The 16,072-nt window shown below is 72.4% G+C and carries 14 protein-coding genes and 1 riboswitch; of the genes, 7 read left to right on the top strand and 7 right to left on the bottom strand.

Annotation, left to right across the window (positions count from 1 at the left end; genetic code table 11):
- Positions 1-10: 10 nt before the first annotated feature.
- On the top strand, positions 11-679 hold the full coding sequence (locus ABZS66_RS24020) for a tyrosine-protein phosphatase (RefSeq protein ID WP_354761157.1): 669 nt from the start codon (positions 11-13) through the stop codon (positions 677-679).
- Between the two features lie 24 nt (positions 680-703).
- Here the strand turns inward: ABZS66_RS24020 and ABZS66_RS24015 are convergent, their stop codons facing one another.
- The 4 genes from ABZS66_RS24015 to ABZS66_RS24000 are packed head-to-tail and all read right to left on the bottom strand — an operon-like array spanning position 704 to position 3,936.
- Positions 704-1,300: a suppressor of fused domain protein gene (locus ABZS66_RS24015; protein WP_354761155.1), complete on the bottom strand. Its 597-nt coding sequence runs from the start codon at positions 1,298-1,300 to the stop codon at positions 704-706.
- Positions 1,301-1,303: 3 nt separating this feature from the next.
- Positions 1,304-2,128 carry a hypothetical protein gene (locus ABZS66_RS24010; protein ID WP_354761153.1) on the bottom strand — a complete coding sequence of 275 codons (825 nt, stop codon included), beginning with the start codon at positions 2,126-2,128 and terminating at the stop codon, positions 1,304-1,306.
- A 10-nt stretch (positions 2,129-2,138) separates the two neighbouring features.
- On the bottom strand, positions 2,139-3,620 hold the full coding sequence (locus tag ABZS66_RS24005; protein ID WP_354761151.1) for a hypothetical protein: 1,482 nt from the start codon (positions 3,618-3,620) through the stop codon (positions 2,139-2,141).
- Positions 3,607-3,936 (bottom strand): hypothetical protein, encoded by a 330-nt coding sequence (locus tag ABZS66_RS24000; RefSeq protein ID WP_354761149.1) that lies wholly within the window; start codon positions 3,934-3,936, stop codon positions 3,607-3,609. The genes ABZS66_RS24005 and ABZS66_RS24000 overlap by 14 nt, the downstream gene beginning before the upstream one ends.
- A gap of 122 nt (positions 3,937-4,058) precedes the next feature.
- Here ABZS66_RS24000 and ABZS66_RS23995 point away from each other — a divergent pair, with 122 nt between their 5' ends.
- Positions 4,059-5,294: a hypothetical protein gene (locus ABZS66_RS23995; protein WP_354761147.1), complete on the top strand. Its 1,236-nt coding sequence runs from the start codon at positions 4,059-4,061 to the stop codon at positions 5,292-5,294.
- 33 nt (positions 5,295-5,327) lie between these two features.
- Here ABZS66_RS23995 and ABZS66_RS23990 read toward each other — a convergent pair whose 3' ends face one another.
- Entirely contained in the window at positions 5,328-6,818 is a 1,491-nt protein-coding gene (locus ABZS66_RS23990) for an alkaline phosphatase PhoX (RefSeq protein ID WP_354761145.1), read from the bottom strand.
- Positions 6,819-6,898: 80 nt separating this feature from the next.
- Positions 6,899-9,031: an RNA polymerase recycling motor ATPase HelR gene (gene helR / locus ABZS66_RS23985; protein ID WP_354761143.1), complete on the bottom strand. Its 2,133-nt coding sequence runs from the start codon at positions 9,029-9,031 to the stop codon at positions 6,899-6,901.
- Positions 9,032-9,271: 240 nt separating this feature from the next.
- Here helR and ABZS66_RS23980 point away from each other — a divergent pair, with 240 nt between their 5' ends.
- The 4 genes from ABZS66_RS23980 (at position 9,272) to ABZS66_RS23965 (ending at position 13,740) form a co-directional block, all read left to right on the top strand.
- Positions 9,272-9,889, top strand: a complete 618-nt coding sequence (locus ABZS66_RS23980) for a response regulator transcription factor (protein ID WP_354761231.1) — start codon at positions 9,272-9,274, stop codon at positions 9,887-9,889.
- A 47-nt stretch (positions 9,890-9,936) separates the two neighbouring features.
- Entirely contained in the window at positions 9,937-10,521 is a 585-nt protein-coding gene (locus ABZS66_RS23975; protein ID WP_354761141.1) for a D-alanyl-D-alanine carboxypeptidase family protein, read from the top strand.
- Positions 10,518-12,482 carry an ATP-binding protein gene (locus ABZS66_RS23970; protein WP_354761139.1) on the top strand — a complete coding sequence of 655 codons (1,965 nt, stop codon included), beginning with the start codon at positions 10,518-10,520 and terminating at the stop codon, positions 12,480-12,482. The genes ABZS66_RS23975 and ABZS66_RS23970 overlap by 4 nt, the downstream gene beginning before the upstream one ends.
- A 184-nt stretch (positions 12,483-12,666) precedes the next feature.
- The gene (locus ABZS66_RS23965) at positions 12,667-13,740 is read left to right on the top strand and encodes a hypothetical protein (protein WP_354761137.1); all 1,074 of its coding nucleotides are present in this window, start codon (positions 12,667-12,669) and stop codon (positions 13,738-13,740) included.
- A 922-nt stretch (positions 13,741-14,662) separates the two neighbouring features.
- Positions 14,663-14,806: riboswitch (cyclic di-AMP (ydaO/yuaA leader) on the top strand.
- Positions 14,807-15,159: 353 nt separating this feature from the next.
- Here the strand turns inward: ABZS66_RS23965 and ABZS66_RS23960 are convergent.
- Complete coding sequence (locus tag ABZS66_RS23960) at positions 15,160-15,543, bottom strand: hypothetical protein (RefSeq protein ID WP_354761135.1); 384 nt, start codon at positions 15,541-15,543, stop codon at positions 15,160-15,162.
- On the opposite strand from ABZS66_RS23960, the gene ABZS66_RS23955 reads away from it, so the two are divergent.
- On the top strand, positions 15,518-15,949 hold the full coding sequence (locus ABZS66_RS23955; RefSeq protein WP_354761133.1) for a hypothetical protein: 432 nt from the start codon (positions 15,518-15,520) through the stop codon (positions 15,947-15,949). The two genes, ABZS66_RS23960 and ABZS66_RS23955, sit on opposite strands and share 26 nt — an antisense overlap.
- The last annotated feature ends 123 nt before the right edge of the window (positions 15,950-16,072 follow it).

Raw genomic sequence — 16,072 nt, 5'->3', positions numbered from 1 at the left:
GCTTGGGTGGATGGCGATCACCCGGCTGGACTGGCCCGGCCTGCGCAACGCCCGCGACCTGGGCGGGCTGCCGACGCGGGACGGCGGCCGGGTCCGGCACGGCGCCGTGGTGCGGGCGGACTCGCCGCACGCGCTCACCGCGGCCGGGATCGCCGCGCTGCGGGCACACGGCGTGACCCGCGTCATCGACCTGCGCTGCGCGGACGAGGCGCGGCTGCGGCCGAACGTGCTCGCCGGTGACCCGATGTACCGCCTGATCCCCTTCACCGATCCGGACGACGATCCCGCCGACGAGCTGTCGGACCTGGCCGGGGTCGACGAGCTGTACCGCTGCCGGATCGCGGGCGACGCCCGCCGGGTGGTCACCGCGGTGGCCGCCGTCGCCGACGCCCCGCCGGGGGCGGTGCTCGTGCACTGCCAGGCCGGCCAGGACCGCACGGGCATGCTGGTGGCCCTGCTGCTGCGCGTCGCGGGCGTCCCGGACGACGTCATCGCCGCCGACTACGCGTTCTCGTCGGTCTGCTGGGACTCCCCGGGCGAGTGCGAGCCGGAGGCGATCCTGTCGATGCTCGCCCTGGTGGACGACCGCTGGGGCAGCGCGGACGACTACCTGCTGACCCACGGCCTGTCGCCGGCCCAGCTACACGCGCTCCGCACCCGCCTCCACGATCACCACTGACTCGTCCACCGGACCGAGGCGCCGTCAGGGCGCGACCGACGGGCGGTCCGGGTCGGTGGGGATGATGCCGGCGTCCTCGAAGCGCTGTTCGAGGGCCTCCAGGCCGTGGTCGTGGCGGAACGTCTTCTCGGCCGCGGTGATGGGCAGCAGCCACAGCAGCCGGGCGTGCCCGCCCGGCACGGTGCACGTCTCCAGGGACGGGCCCCACGGGTACGGCAGGCTGACGAGCAGGTGGTCGCACGCCGATCCGCGCCACCACGGCCGGCCGATCGGCACCGTGTGGCCGTGGCCGAGCGTGTAGTCGCCGCCAGAGGCGTGGTAGAACGCGGCCATGGTCAGGGTCTCGACGTGCACCTCGTCGGCGGCCATCGGCGCGTGCAGCACGAACTCCAGGCCGTGCCCGCCCTCCTGGGTGGCGTCCCAGAGGCCGGCGGTGGCGTAGAGCCACCCGCCCTCCGGCAGGCGCAGGCTCAGGACGTGCAGGGAGGGGACCAGCTCGTGGATCGGGCCGGGAGCCGGCGCCAGGATGTCGACCTGCCGGCCCCCGAAGCGGGTGCGGAGGTGCTCGAGGATGGCCCGGGCGGCCGGTGTCAGGTCATCGTCGGTCGTCGCCGCCGTCACCGTTCACACCCTAGGGGAGGACAACAGTACCGCCGCGAGCACCGCGAACCCCGTCAGCTGCAGGGCGGCCGCGGCCCACGGCGACTGCACGGCCAGGACGGCGAACCCGCCGTGGGCCAGGGCCGCGGCGAGCACGACGACCGAGCGGCGGGTCACGACCACCAGCACGAGTGCCAGCAGCGGCGTGACGACGACGGCCAGCAGCAGGTACACCGGATAGCCGGCCCCGGCGACCGTGGTGAGGATGCTGCTGTACACCACGGAGCGGCTCCCGGTGACGTAGGCGGCGACGCTCGCGGCCGCGGCGGCGAGCGCCATCGCCGAAGCCACCGCGGCGGCGCCGACGAGGGCGGCGAGCGTCGCCGGGCGGCGGTGGACCAGGCCGGCCGCGGCCAGTGCCGTGACGAACACCGCGAACGCGGCCAGCTCGTGCAGGGCGGCCGCCACCGGCACCGACCCGGCGGCCAGGCCGGTCAGCCACTGCAGGGCGACCGCGCCCGCGACCGGCGCGGTGCGCCGCCACGCGTGCGGTGCGGTGAGCAGCGCGACGGCCAGGAGCGGGGCGACCCACAGCTCGGTGATCCGGTGCACGGTCAGGGCGGCGCCGCCGGAGAGCCACCGCTCGGCGCTGTCGAGGACCATGCGGTCCAGCGCCATGACCGGGCCCTCGCCGGGCAGCGCCCGCAGCGCCGAGTGGTCGCCCACTCCCTCCGCGCCGTCGGTGGCGATCCAGCGGTACAGCGCGCCGGCGAAGAAGCCGGCCGCGACCGACTGCACGACGGCCTGGGCGGCGATCAGCAGGGCGAGGACCCGGTACGGGCGAAGCATGCGCCGCACTCTAGGCAGCCTGCGCAACCCTTCGGACGTGCTCGCGGGCGGCGTGATCATAGGCCTCCGACCGGTACCAGCGGGCCGCCAGGGACGGCAGCCCGGCCGCCGCGATCCGGGCCGCGCGGGCCGGGTCGTGCGTGCGCGACTCGCCCGGGTCCCACTGGAACCGCAGGCCGTCGAGCGGCCGCGCGACCGGGCGGCCCAGCTCGGCCAGCAGCGCCTCGTCGGCGAGGCCCAGGCCCCGGATCCAGTCGATGCGCGCGGCGGTGACCGGCGCGCCGTACGCCCGGTCGATCCACGCGAGCTGGAACGCGGCGCGGGCCGACGGCTCCAGCAGCAGCACGTTGCCGTAGGCCGTGAACGCGCCGCCGAGCGTTGACTCGATCCGCCCGCCGAGGAAGGTCTCGTCGGCCTGCTCGACCCGGGGACGGTACCGCTCGACGTCGCTGAGCATGTCGGCATCGCGACCGAGCAGTGTCCGGTACTCGGCGCCGAAGGAGGCGAACGCCCGCACCAGCGCGGTCCGCTCCGGTGGGCCGAGCCGTTCGGTGAGCATCGGTTCGAGGTACCGCAGCAGGGCCGGGTCACGGAGGTCGGCGACCGCGACGGCCGGCGCGTCGCCGTAGCGCGGGAACGGCCAGCGCCGCGTCGGCTCGGCCACGCAGCGGCGCAGGTGGTCGCGCACCGGTGCCGGGTCGGTGGCGAGGCCGGCGCAGCGCCGCCGGGTGATGAGCTCGGCGAGGGCATCGGCCGATCCCGGTACCTCGACGAGCCGCGGCACCAGCCGCTCGCTCGCCGGATGCGCGGCGACCCGCTCGACCACGCCCGGCCAGAGCGGCGGGCCGTGCGACAGCGCGTCGACGAGTTCTTCGGTGACGGTGTCGAACCCGGCGAGCAGCTCGGCCGCCGCGCGCCGCACCCCCGGGCCGCGCCCCGACAACCCGCGCAGCACCCCGGCGAGGCGCGGCGGGCAGTCGTGCCAGATCCGGTCCCGCAGCCGCCGCTGCCCGAGGAACGGCACGACGTGTTCGTCGCCGTGCGCGCTGGTGAACCACTCGACGTAGTCGGTGGTGGCGTCGTCGCCGCGCTTGAGGTACCGGTCGGTGAGGTGCTCCATCGTCTCGGGCCAGTGCTGGACCCCGAGGCTGCGGGCCCGCGCGGTGGCGACCGCGTCGAGTGCCACGGCCGCCGCCCACAGCGGCTCCTGCCGCGCCTCGACCCGCGCGGCGAGCGCGTCGGCGGCGTCGGCGCCGGCCTCGGGCCCGAGCCACCCGAGGCCGATGACGGCCCAGTACCGCAGCTGCGCGTCGCCGAGCGCGCCGAGCAGCGCCGGCACCGCGGCGGCACCGGCGCCGTCGACGAGCTCCCGCATGGCCCGCCCGGGGTCGTGCGGCGAGGGCGTGAACTCACTGTCCCAGGTGCGCTCGGCCCACACCTCGGACCGGAACGCGTCGAAGAGCCGCTGGACGTCCGGGTCAGCGGCGGCCAACGTAGCGGAGGTTCTGGGGCGGGACGCCGGCCGAGCAGAGCAGGTCGGCCAGGTCGGACCGGGGGTTGTCGACGAAGACGGGGACCTCGTGGCCGTCGCCCAGGGCGCAGGCGGCCGCGAGGGTGCCGACGTTGATCGGGTCGATGGCACCGACGTCGGTGAGGTCGAAGACGAGCCGGAGCGGGCGGACGTGGCGGACGGTGCGGAGGATCAGCTGGCGCAGCTCGGCGGCGCGGTCCTCGCCGACGCTGCCCCAGGGATGGATGATGACGCTGCCGTCAGGAGTGGTACGGACCTCGAGGGAGTGGGCACGCATGGGACCGCCTCTCGTCACCGAGATGTTCACCCTCAGGGCCACCATAGGGGGATTCCCCGCGGATCGGAACCCGCCACTCGGCAGGACTGCCCTATCCGTGACCCGCGGGCATACTGTCCGCCGTGGACGATGACGACGCCTGGCAGCTCCGCGAGGCCGGCCGGGGCGACGCCGAGTCGCACTACGTGGTGTTCGACGAGGCCGTGGCGAGCGACCGCGAGGACCTCGTGGGCGAGCTCGTCGAGCACCTCGCGACGCTGCCGGGGGTGACCTGCGTGGACTGGTACGACCGGGAGGTCGTCCTGATCGACGCCCGCGCCGTCCCGACCGCCCGGCTGACCGAGGCGGTGCGGCGGTGGTGGGACGCGGCGTCGGCCGAGCGGCGCCCGTGGATGGTCGCGATGGACCGGGCCGCGGGCCTGGTGCTCGACCGTACCGGCGGGCGCGGCTACACGCTGGACGGCTGGGAGCTGACCCGGGTCGTGGACGGCGAGGTCGCCCACGTGATCACCCTCTACCACGGCTTCGGCCGCGGCGACGGGCACGTGGTGAGCGTGACGGCGCGGGTGCGGCTGTCGGTGCCGGACGTCCACCACGTCGAGGTCACGCGGTACACCGGAATCCTCGGCGACGACGACGCGCTCGGCGTCGACCTCGACGCGCTCGACGCGCTGTCCACTGTGGACGAGATCCTGGCGCTCCCGCCGGCGCCACGGCTGCACGCCCGACTGCTCGTCGCGCGCGGGCGGGTGGCCGAGGCGGCCGCGGTGTACCAGGCCGAGTTCGAGCGGTGCATGCCCAGACAGCGGCCGTACCTGCTGCAGCTGGTCGAGTCGCTCGGGGTACCGCGGCCGCGCACCGGGACGAACCCGGACCTCAGCGTCGCCGACGAGGCGACCCTGGAGGCGTGGCGGGCGGGCACGGGCGCGCTCACCGAGCGGCTGCGGCAGCACACCGGCCTGCGCCTCAACGGCTCCCGGCGCTCGCTCGTCGAGCTGTGGACGTGGCTGCGGGCCGCGCCCGGGCCTGCGCCGGGGGAGCCGGTGCTGCCGCCGAGGTTCTACGGCATGACGTCCCGCTACGAGGCGGAGAAGGCCGAGCCGTCGGTGCGCGTCACCGCGGAGCTGGTGACCGCGTACCTCGGCGAGGTCGTGATCCGGTACACCCGCGGCACCGCGTGGGCCATCGCGAACGACGGCGATCTGGCCCTGGTCCGCCGGGGCGGCACCCGCCTGCTGTCGCGCGTCTTCGGCCTCGTGCAGGGCTCGGACCATCCGCGCGCCGACGACCCGCGCCGCCTGCGCCGCCTGGCCGACGACATGCTCGTCTGGCTCGGCGACCCGAAGCACCGGCTGTGAAGGGCCCCGGGCGGGCCGGGGCCCTCCGATGCACTAGCCGAGGTACTTCTGCCAGGGCCCCGTGATCGCGAGCGTCAGGCCCGGGGTCTGGATGTTCACGAACAGGACCCGGCCGTCGGGGGAGAAGGTCGGGCCGGTGAACTCGGAGTACGTCGGGTTGCCGTTCGAGGTGCCGTTGCTGAGCATGTTGCGGGCGATCGCGTACGTCGGGCCGCCCGGCACCGAGCTCAGCACGTGCGAGGCGCGCACGCCGTCCTCGGCGAGCACCAGCGTGCCCCACGGCGTGACGGTCACGTTGTCCGGGCCGTCGAAGGTCAGGTCGGCGTACTTCGGGAACGCGCCCTCGCCCTCGCCGGCCGGGTTGTGCGGGAAGTAGGTGACGAGCGTGATGGTCTCGTCGGCGTAGTCGTAGTACCAGACCATGCCGTCGTGCTTGGTGGCGTCGGCCGGCAGGTCGCTCGCGCCGAAGGCGAAGCTGTTGACGATGTAGCAGCCCTTGCCGGTGCTCCACACGCCCTCGAACTTCTTGCCCCGGGTGACCGTGCCGTCGGCGAACTGGGTGCGCACGGTCTGGGTCTTCGCGTCACGCTCGGGCACCGGGATCCAGGTGACCTTGAACGGGCGGCCCAGCTGCGCCGAGGTGAGGTAGGCGACGTCGGGCAGGATGCTGCCGTCGTCCATGCGGATCTGCATCGCCGCGAGCACACCGGCGTCGTCGGCGAGCGTGTTCGCCGCACCCGGGCCCAGCTTGACGCCGCGGGGCGCGGTCCAGCGGTAGAACAGGCCGTTGGGGCCGCTCGCGTCCTCCGAGAGGTACACCTGACGCAGGTTCGGCTCGACCGCGAGGGCCTCGTGGTCGTAGCGCCCGAACGCCTTGATCGGCTTGGGCAGCTGGTGCGCCGAGTCGCGCGGGAAGACCTCGAAGACGTAGCCGTGCGCCTTCTCGTAGGTGCCGGTCTGACCGGCCGCGGACCAGGTGGCGCCCGCGTTGATGGTGGTCTCCTCGCAGGTCAGCCAGGTGCCCCACGGGGTCACGCCGCCGGCGCAGTTGCGGACCGTGCCGGCGATGCCGACCCACTCCGAGATCGGCTTGCCGGAGCCGTCGGTGGTGATCACCGTGCAGCCGCCGGCGTTCACCGCGCCCGGGTCGTAGACGGTGCCGGCGATGTGCGGCACGCCGTAGGCCGACATGTGCGGGGTCAGCTCGTGGTTCTGGATGATCGTCAGCCGGTCGCGGCCGGTGCCGACGACACCGGTGCCGTCGTGGAGGCCGGGCGTCTTGCCCTGGCCGCCGGACATGTCGGTGACGCCCTCACGGGTGACGATGCGGTACGAGAACCCGGCGGGCAGCGCGAGGATGCCGTTCGGGTCGTCCTGGAGCGGCGGGAAGGGGCGGCCGCCGGACGAGGGGCGCTGTTCGTGGGCGGCGGCGGGCTCGGCGAGGGTCGGCAGGACGCCGGCGACGGTGAGCCCGACGCCGGCGGCTGTGCTGCCCTTGATGATCTGACGACGAGAAACTGTCACGGTGGAACGATTTCGCCGCGCCCGGCGGTCTGCCAGGGTGTTCAGGTGGCCGGTTGATGAACGCCCTGTAAGGGGTAAGGTTAGGCGGTCCTAAGCACGACCAGCTGCTGCGTTGCTCGCGTCATCGCCACGTATCGATCGACGGCGCCCTCGATACCGTCGCCGAAGTTCTCCGGATCGACGATGATCACCAGATCGAATTCGAGCCCTTTCGACAGCTCCGGGGTCAGCGATCGAACCCGCTCCATCCCCCGGAATCCGGCGGCGCCGATGACACAGGCGACGCCCTCGGCGTGCCCGGCGAGCCAGCCGTCCAGGATCGCGTCGAGCTCCGAGGCCTTCCCGTGTACCACGGGCAGCCCGCCCGTGCGGATCGACGCCGGCACGTTCGCGTCCGGCAGCGCCGCCCGGATGACCGGCTCCGCCTCCGCCATGACCTCGGCCGGCGTGCGGTAGTTGACGGTCAGTGACGCCAGCTCGATCCGGTCGAGCCCGGCCCTTTCAAGTCGCTCCTGCCACGACTCGGTGAACCCGTGCCGGGCCTGGGCCCGGTCCCCGACGATCGTGAAGCTCCGCGACGGGCAGCGCCGCAGCAGCATCTGCCACTCGGCGTCGGTGAGCTCCTGCGCCTCGTCCACCACGATGTGCGCAAACGGGCCGGCGAGCCGGTCCGGGTCGGTGTCCGGCAGCGCGGCCGTGTCGACCAGGGCCTCCTCGAAGTCCTCGCCGCGCAGCATGGTGACCAGCCCGACGCCGTACTCGTCGTCGACCGACGCGATCAGGTCGTCCACCACCCGGCCCATCCGCTCGCGCTCGGCGGCGACCGCGGCGTCCCGGTGGCGGTGGTGGCGCTCGGTCTCCGGGTCGCCGAGCCGCTGCCGGGCCGCGTCCAATAGCGGCAGGTCGGCCACCGTCCAGGCCCGGGCGTCGCCGCGCTGCAGGCGGAGCACCTCGTCGGTGCTGAGCCACGGTGCGCACCTGCGCAGGTACGCCGGGACCGACCAGAGGTCCCCGACCAGGTCGGCCGCTTCCAGCAGCGGCCAGGCCCGGTTGAACGCGGCCCGCAGCTCCCGGCTGCCTGCGAGCGCATCCCGGTCGTCGGCCAGGATGTTCAGCAGCTCGTCCCAGATCTGCTCGCGCGCCTCGTTGTGCGGCGTGCCGGGCTCGACGGCGGCGAACGCCTCGGCCCAGTCGGCGGCGCTCACCCGGACGTCGTCCCACTCGGTCTCGATCGTCATGCCCTTGGCGGGCGGCTGCTCGTAGAACCGGACCGCCGCCTCGATCGTCCGCACCATGTCCGCGGACGATTTCAGCCGGGCCACCTCCGGGTCGGGCTCCGGCGCCGCGGCTTCCCCCTCGGCGACCAGGTCGCGCAGGGTGCAGGTCTGCACGCCCTCCTCGCCGAGGCTGGGCAGGACGTCGGCGACGTAGGCGAGGTACGGCTGGTGGGGGCCGACGAACAGCACCCCGCCCCGGCGGTGGTCGAGCCGCGGGTCGGCGTAGATGAGGTACGCCGTGCGGTGCAGCGCGACGACGGTCTTGCCGGTGCCGGGCCCGCCGTCGACGACGAGCGCGCCGCGGGAGCCCGCGCGGATGATGGCGTCCTGGTCGGCCTGGATGGTGCCGAGCACGTCACGCATCCGGCCCGAGCGGGTGCCGCCCAGGCTGGCGATGAACGCGGACTGGTCGTCGAGCGCGGCCCGCTGGGCCTCGTCGGCGAAGCCGTCCGGGGTGAACACCTCGTCCCAGTAGTCCGTGATCAGGCCGCGGATCCAGCGGTACCGGCGGCGGCTGGCCAGGCCCATCGGGTTGGCGTGGGTTGCGCCGAAGAACGGCTCGGCCACCGGCGAGCGCCAGTCGACCAGCAGCCGCCGACCGCCGGCGTCGGTGAGGCCGAGCCGCCCGACGTAGACCGGCTCAGTGCCGTCGGTGCCGTCGGTGCCGACCATGCGGCCGAGGCACAGGTCGAGGCTGTAACGGCGCAGGGTGCGCAGCCGGGCGGAGAGCCGGCGGACCTCCTGGTCGCGGTCGAGCGCCCGCTGCCCGACGCCGGCGTGCGCCTTGCGCTCGGTGTCGAGGCGCCCGGACAGCTCGGCGGCGACCTCGTCGAGGCGCGCGGCGACGGCGGCGAAGTGCCGCTCGTCGGCGGCGATCAGCGCCGGGTCGGCCTTGGCGGCGAGGCGGTCGGGAAGGTTGAACACACTGCTGGGCACGCACACCGTCCGTTTTGCGGGGTTCCGGATGTTCGGTTGGTGATTGTGCGCCCTGGGTGGGGTCTTGCCGCAAGCCCCGGGTTCCGGTATACCTTGAAAATGGAGGGGATTGAGTTCCTCTTCCCTCCCATCCCTCATCGTTCACCTGGCGAGCGCCGTTCTGTGTCCACTGTGGATGGTCGTTGACCTCGTGGTGTGACGCTGGAGCGGTTTATTGTGGCCGGTGTGGCTTTGCGGGTGATGGTGGTGGATGACCACCCGATGTGGCGCGATGGGGTGGCCCGGGATCTGACCGATGCCGGCTACCTGGTCACCGCCGCGATCGGTGAGGGGGCACAGGCGCTCCGGGTCGCGCGGGCGGCCTGTCCCGACGTGGTCGTGCTCGACCTGCAGCTGGCCGACCTGCCGGGTGTCGAGGTGATCCGCGGCCTGCTCGACGCCCTGCCCGCAGTACGCATCCTCATGCTCTCCGCAAGCGGGGAGCAGCGCGATGTTCTCGACGCGCTGAAGGCGGGTGCCACCGGTTACCTGGTGAAGTCGGCCGGGCGGCAGGAGTTCCTGGACGCGGTGCGGCGTACCGCGGATGGCGAGGCCGTGTTCACCTCCGGGCTGGCCGGCCTGGTGCTCGGCGAGTATCGGAAGCTGGCCACGTCGCCGAAGGACGCCCCTCAGCTGACCGCACGCGAGATCGAGGTCCTGCGGTTGGTCGCCAAAGGCCTGTCGTACAAGCAGGTGGCGGAGGACCTGGCGATCTCCCTTCGCACGGTGCAGAACCATGTGCAGAACACGCTGAGCAAGCTACAGCTGCACAACCGCAGCGCATTGGTGCGCTACGCATTCGAGAATGGTCTCGACTGAGTAGTTCTACTCATGCCCGGCCGCTGCCGTTCCGGGATCTTCTGTGCATGGCCTTGTACCGATCGATGGCGATTCGAAGCCACGGGATCGTCCGGCGCCGCGATGCGGTGTATCGCACCGTCACCCGCCTGCTGGCGGTCGTGCTGGCGCCGGTCGCCGCTGTCGTCGCTCCGGGGCGGGCCCGCCACACCGCCTGTCAGTGGGCGTTGACGATGCGCTTCCCGGCCGAGAACCTGGCCGGTCTCACGCCCGGGACGCGGGCGGCGTTCGAGGCGGCCCGCACGCAGGCGTTGTGGCGGCATGGGGAGCTGCTCGGGCTGACCTCCGGCTACCGGGATGCGGCCACCCAGGCCGCGTTGTACGCCGCGGAGGTCGAGCGCAGCGGTTCGGAGGAGTCGGCCCGGCACTGGACGCTGCCGCCGGACGAGTCGCGGCACGTCGCGGGTCTGGCCCTCGACGTGCGGCCCTCGGAGGGCGCGCGCTGGCTCGAGGAGCACGGCGCGCCGTACGGCCTGTACCGAACATATGACAACGAATGGTGGCATTTCGAGTATCACCCGAGGGGCCGGCCGACCCGTCGGGCGCACCCGGCCATCGCGCGCGCGGGAAGTCGGTCAGGATCATCGACATGAACGAACGGACGCAACGGTGGGGGATCGCCCTGGCCGGCCTGGGCGCCGGTCTGCTGATCGCGGTGGTGCAGTCCTCGCACGGGGGAGGATTCTCGCCGCGGCTCGGCGTGCAGGGGCCCGACGCGTACTACGGGCCCGACCCGTACACGCCACTGATCCCGACCGCGGCGACCGTGCTGGCGCTGTGCCTGCTGCGGTGGTGGCCCTACCTGGTGACGGCAGGCGGGCTGCTGTGCGTGCCGATCGCCTGGCCGGCGGTGATTCCCAGCCCGTTGGCGATGACCTTCTACTACGCGTTCGGCGCGGCGTTCCCGCTGCTCGTCATCGGGGCGCTGGCCGCCGCGCAGCGACTGCTGCGCGGCGGTGCGCCGGGCCTGGGCGCGGCCGTGGCGAGCCTGGTCATCGGCTTCGGCCTCTTCGGCCGCGCCCTGCCGGGAAGCATCTACCAGCTGATGGACCGGTCGCTGTCCGGCTGGCACGTCATGCTCGTCGTGGCCGGTCTCGCCGCCGTCGCCCCGGCGGCCTGGCGGTGGCGCCGAGGCGATCCGGCCGCCGTCGGACTGCCGGACGACAAGGCCTGGAGCTGGAAGCGCCTGCGGCTGATCCTCACCGGCGGGCTGGTAGCACTCGTGGCGCTGCCGTTCGCCATGATCTCGACCGAGCGGCTCGCGGCTGTGCTGGAGGTCAGCTGGCGGACCCTGGCCATCTACCCGACCGCCAGGGCCGCCATTCTCGGCGGGATGACGCTGGCCGCGGCGGTCATCCTGTCCACCCTGGCCGGATTGTGGCCGCTGGCCGGGGCGCTGACCGCGGCGACCGCGCAGATCGCGGTCTCCGCGCCCTTGGCGATCGCGTTCCTCGCGACCAGCGATGCGGGCCCGACCCGCTGGTTCGGCGCACTGCTGGGGGTGGCGATCGGCGCGGCCGCCGTCGCCACCAGATGGCGGATCGCGGCCGCGGTCACGCTCTCGGTGGGCGCGGCGACGTGCCTGTTCATCGCGTTCTCGGCGACGAGCGGCGAACCGCAGAAACTTGTCGGGCAGCAGAGCGTCACGCCGGCGTTGCTGATGATGGTGCTGGCGACCGCCGCCGCGACCGCCGTCGTCGGTGCCACAGCGCCGGTGCTCGCTCCGAGCGGCGCGGTCCCGGCAGTGCTCGGCCCGATCACCGGCGTGCTCGTGGTGGCCGGCGTCCAGACGGCCCCGGTGATCTACCTGCGCAGCGGAGCATCGCCACGGTCTCTCAGCGCGAACCTCCACCTCGACACCGCCGGCGTGCTGCTGCTGGTGTCGGCCGCAGCGATCGGCGGCCTGGGCATCGCGCACTACCTCTCGGAGCGCTGGGCGGAACGCAAACGGGCCGAGCTGATCCGGCAGGAGGCGGCCGCCGCGGAACGGGACCGCCTGGCCCGGCCGATCCACGACGGCGTGCTGCAGGTCCTCGCCCTGGTCCAGCGGGAGGGCTCGGAACTGGGCGGAGCCGGCGCGCAACTGGCAGCGTTGGCCGGCGAGCAGGAGGTGGCTTTGCGCAACCTGCTCAGCGGCAACCCGGCAGAACCCGGCGCGGCCACAGAAGCCGACCTGCGAGCGAAGCTCAGCGGGCTCTCGTCACCGGCCATTGACGTCTCCGCCCCCGCCGACCCGGTGATCCTGTCGGTCGGCCCGGCGACCGAGATATTCGCGGCGGTCCAGGCCGCCCTGGACAACGTCCGGCAGCACGCCGGCCCGGGTGCGCGAGCCTGGATCCTCCTGGAGGACGAAGGCACCGGGGTACGCGTGACGGTCCGCGACGACGGAGTCGGCTTCGAGCCCCACCGCCTGCAGGAGGCGGCCCGCTCCGGCCGGCTCGGGGTGGAGCAGTCGATGCGCGGCCGAATTCACGACCTCGGCGGCACCACGACCATCAAGAGCCGCCCAGGGAGGGGCACGGAGGTCGAGTTCTGGATCCCCCGGCAGCGCTGACCCCACGCAACGCCAACGGTCGCTCGCGCGCGGTACGGAAGACTTCTACGGTGATCAACGGCATCGCGGATCGACGGTGACGGCGCCCATACCCGGCGGTGCGTCCTCACTCAACGAGACGCTGGAACTCATTCGCCGTACGCGGCCTGTAGCGGATGATGTGTCCAACCTCGGGTCTCATCGCGTGCACCTCGGCGTCGCGGCGATCGGGCCCGGTGACGTGACCAGTGTCTACGAGGTTCGCGCCGGCCTCGTAACAGTGCTGCTGGCGAACAAGTATTCGTACCGCGAGGACGTCGCCGTCGCGCTGCTCGACGCTGCGGAGCAGGTCGCCCACGTCGCTTCGCCGGGCGCCGCGGTATACGTCCAGCCCATCGAGGTACCCGGGTGCCCGCTGGACCGGGCGGTTGTGCTGGGTCCCGGCGGCCACCGGCTGCTCAACGAGACGCCTGAACTCGCGCGGCGCACGATCGGTGTCTTCGCACTGCACCGAAGTGAGTTCGTCGAAGATGAAGGCGGTGCTGCTTTCTGGTCGGCGATCGACAACAGGAGCTTGAGAGTTCCCATCGCCGAGTGGCATCGCGCTCCGAAACCACGGGCTGATGTCCGACTTCTCGACGACTGGCCGGGTGGCCCCATGCGCCGGCTCCGCCGCCCGACGCCATGGTCAGCCGAGCTTCTCATGACGCAGTACGTGCCGGACCTTGCCCGGGGTGTGCGACTGTCCGTCCGTGATGTCCGGGGCTTCGAACTGGTGCTGGAACGTCGGTGGGACCGCATCGTCGGCACCGTCACCGCTCCACACCGGGCCGCCACCGTCGACGTCGACATCGCCCGAATCCGGGCCTGGGACACGTTGCGATCGTTGTTCCACGGTGAGGCGGTGGACCTCACGATGCTGGGCATGGCCACGGCTGAGGAGCCCCCGGAGACCAACATGCTGGAGCTGACGTACTCCACTGCCGACCGTGGGTACGCCAGCCTGCCTCGCCTGTGTCCGCTCGACGAGTGCATTGCCCGTCTGTCCGCCCACATTACGCGCACCGCCGGCAACGCCGCGGTCTTCACCTCCCGTGCCGGCGTCGCCGTCAGTATCAGATGCGAGGAGGGTCAACGACTGTGGTTGGAGGTCCTCGACCCTGCACGCCCACCGTCGCACGGACGGCACGTCACACTCGAGGAGGCGGCGCACCTGCTGAGGCTTCTGGCACAGCAGGAGCGCGGCGGCATCGAACAACTCCACAACTCCGGACGGTAGGAACATCCGCTCATCGGCAGTTCCGTCAACCCCTACCGGCGCGGGGGGCTTGTCACGGGGCGTGACGGACCTCGTCGGCCTTGCGCTCGCGGCCAGAGCGACCCATGCCGTAGCTCGGAGTCGCGTGAACGCTCATGCCGTACTCGTATTGCAAACCGGCGTCCGCAATGAGTTGCGCAGCGCGCGGCAAGACAGGGCGTGAACTGACCTTACTCAAGGCCATCCGGCGTACGGCCCGATTGAGCCTGGCCGAGGCGCTCGTCACCGCTGCCCAGTTCCACCGTGCCGGATCCCCGAGTCCCGGTTCCCCGAGCCCCGGAGTTGTCTCCGCCCACCGCAGGGCACGCTTCGTTCCGCTGTGGGTTCAGCGTCGATTGCTGTCACCTGGCCTGCTGATCTCCATCGAACCACGGCCGTAACAGCCACGGCGGTGCCACCGAGTTCGGCAACTCGACCACAAGGACATCGTCGAGCGGGACCGCCGGTACCGCTGCGCGGCCCAAGGCCGCGAGGGTGACTTCCTCATGCATTGTGCGGAGGCGACCGGCGACAACATCGGCGACCTCGGAGTACGAACCGTCCAGAGGACAGCAAGGATCATCGACTACCGGAAAGTAGTGACCGTCCATGCATCGCACGAAGACATACCGCACGATCGTCACGCTACGCGAGTTCACAAACCGCCCCGCTCGGCGCGATATCCGTCTGCCGCCGACGGCTGCGAGAGGTACACCCTCCAAGACCAGGGCAAGAGCGGACGGCCCGAGGCTGTGAACCGGCGTCGATGCCGGTCGCTCTTCGGCGCAAAGCCTGCCTGCCGCGTGCCCGCTGGCACTTCCCATCAGGGGTTTTCCTGACGATGCAGAAACGTTATGGTCATTGGGCTCACCGTGGCTGGCTGTTGCCGTTTCAGGGCGACGTCACGATGGGCCCGCTGAGTCGTGCTCGCACGAGCCGGGGAACCAAGCACAACTGGGGTGAATCCACGAGGCGCTCCGCCTCGAGGTAGGGCGATCTTCCCGTCCGAATCCGTCAGCTAACCCGGTAGGCGGTTTCGGAAGGAGCATCGAGTGCAGACCCTCGCACGGCGCAACAGCAGCCGCCCCATCTCGACCCGCGGCCAGGGAGCCGATCCGCCGGCGTAGTCCGGTCACGGGTTGCCGCGGTAGTCGCCGCGGCGCCCGATGCCTCCCGTTCGGCACGCCCACAGCAACCCCTGCACGACTGTCCATTCTGGACAGCCGGTGGATGCTGCCGTCCTCTCATGCCGAGCCCGGCTTGCCGCCGGGCCGGTGGCTGCTGCCCGGATCGGCCTGTCGAGGTTTCCGTGACGTATCTAGACGATGATCATTCAACCACCGCACCGGCCGGAGAGGCCGACGATGAGCGGCCTGGCGCCGAGCGCCGGCGCGGGCCCCGTCACCTGCGACGCGACCATCGCGGCCGGCACGCCGCGGCGGGCCGGCCGCGCATCGCGCTGTACTCGGCCGGAGCCGTCATAGCGGCCGCGGTGGTCGGCTCGGTGTTCGTGTCGATGTCGTCGGCCAGCCGGCCGGACCCCGTGACCCGGGCCGACACGGTCACGGTGGACGAACCGAGCCGCTCGGCAGCCACCGAGAACCGCGCGGCCCGCAGCGAACAGCGCTCGCCGGACCCGCCCAGCCCGCAGCCGGCGTCCTCGGGCGCCCAGCCGAAGGCGTCGGCGACGCAGGCCCCCACAACAGCGGCCCCGAATTCGGCAGTACCGAAGGCGACGTCGGCGGCGCCGAAGCCGACCGTGCACGCACCGGTCGGCGGGCTCACCCAGGCCGAGATGAACAACGCGGTCGCCATCATCGAGGCCGGCCAGCAGCTGAACCTGCCGTCGCGCGCGTTCGTCGTGGCGATCGCCACCGCGCTGCAGGAGAGCCACCTGCACATACTGGCGAACCCCAACGTCCCCGCGTCGCTGAAGCTGTCCAACGAGGGTGTCGGGACCGACCACGACTCCGTCGGCCTGTTCCAGCAGCGGCCCAGTTGGGGGTCCACCGCCCAGCTCATGGACCCGCACCAGTCCGCGCGCCTGTTCTACGCGGCGCTGGTAAAGGTCAACGGCTGGCAGCAGATGGCCGTCACCGTGGCGGCCCAGACCGTTCAGGTATCGGCGTTCCCGGACGCCTACGCCAAATGGCAGTCCCTCGCCGAGCAGATCGTGAAAGCCGTCGTGTAGGACGGCCACCCGGACGGCCGGGGGCTGACCTGGTTGGGTCAGCCCCCGGCTCACTGCGTCGCGATCTCAGCCGGTGAAGGTGGCTGTGATCTGGGTGAACTGCCAGTTGTTCTGGGAGATGCC

The sequence above is a fragment of the Dactylosporangium sp. NPDC005572 genome (genome assembly GCF_040605515.1).
GTDB lineage: Bacteria > Actinomycetota > Actinomycetes > Mycobacteriales > Micromonosporaceae > Dactylosporangium.
Note: the sequence above shows the minus strand (reverse complement) of the source record. Positions and strands in the feature narration are given on the sequence as shown.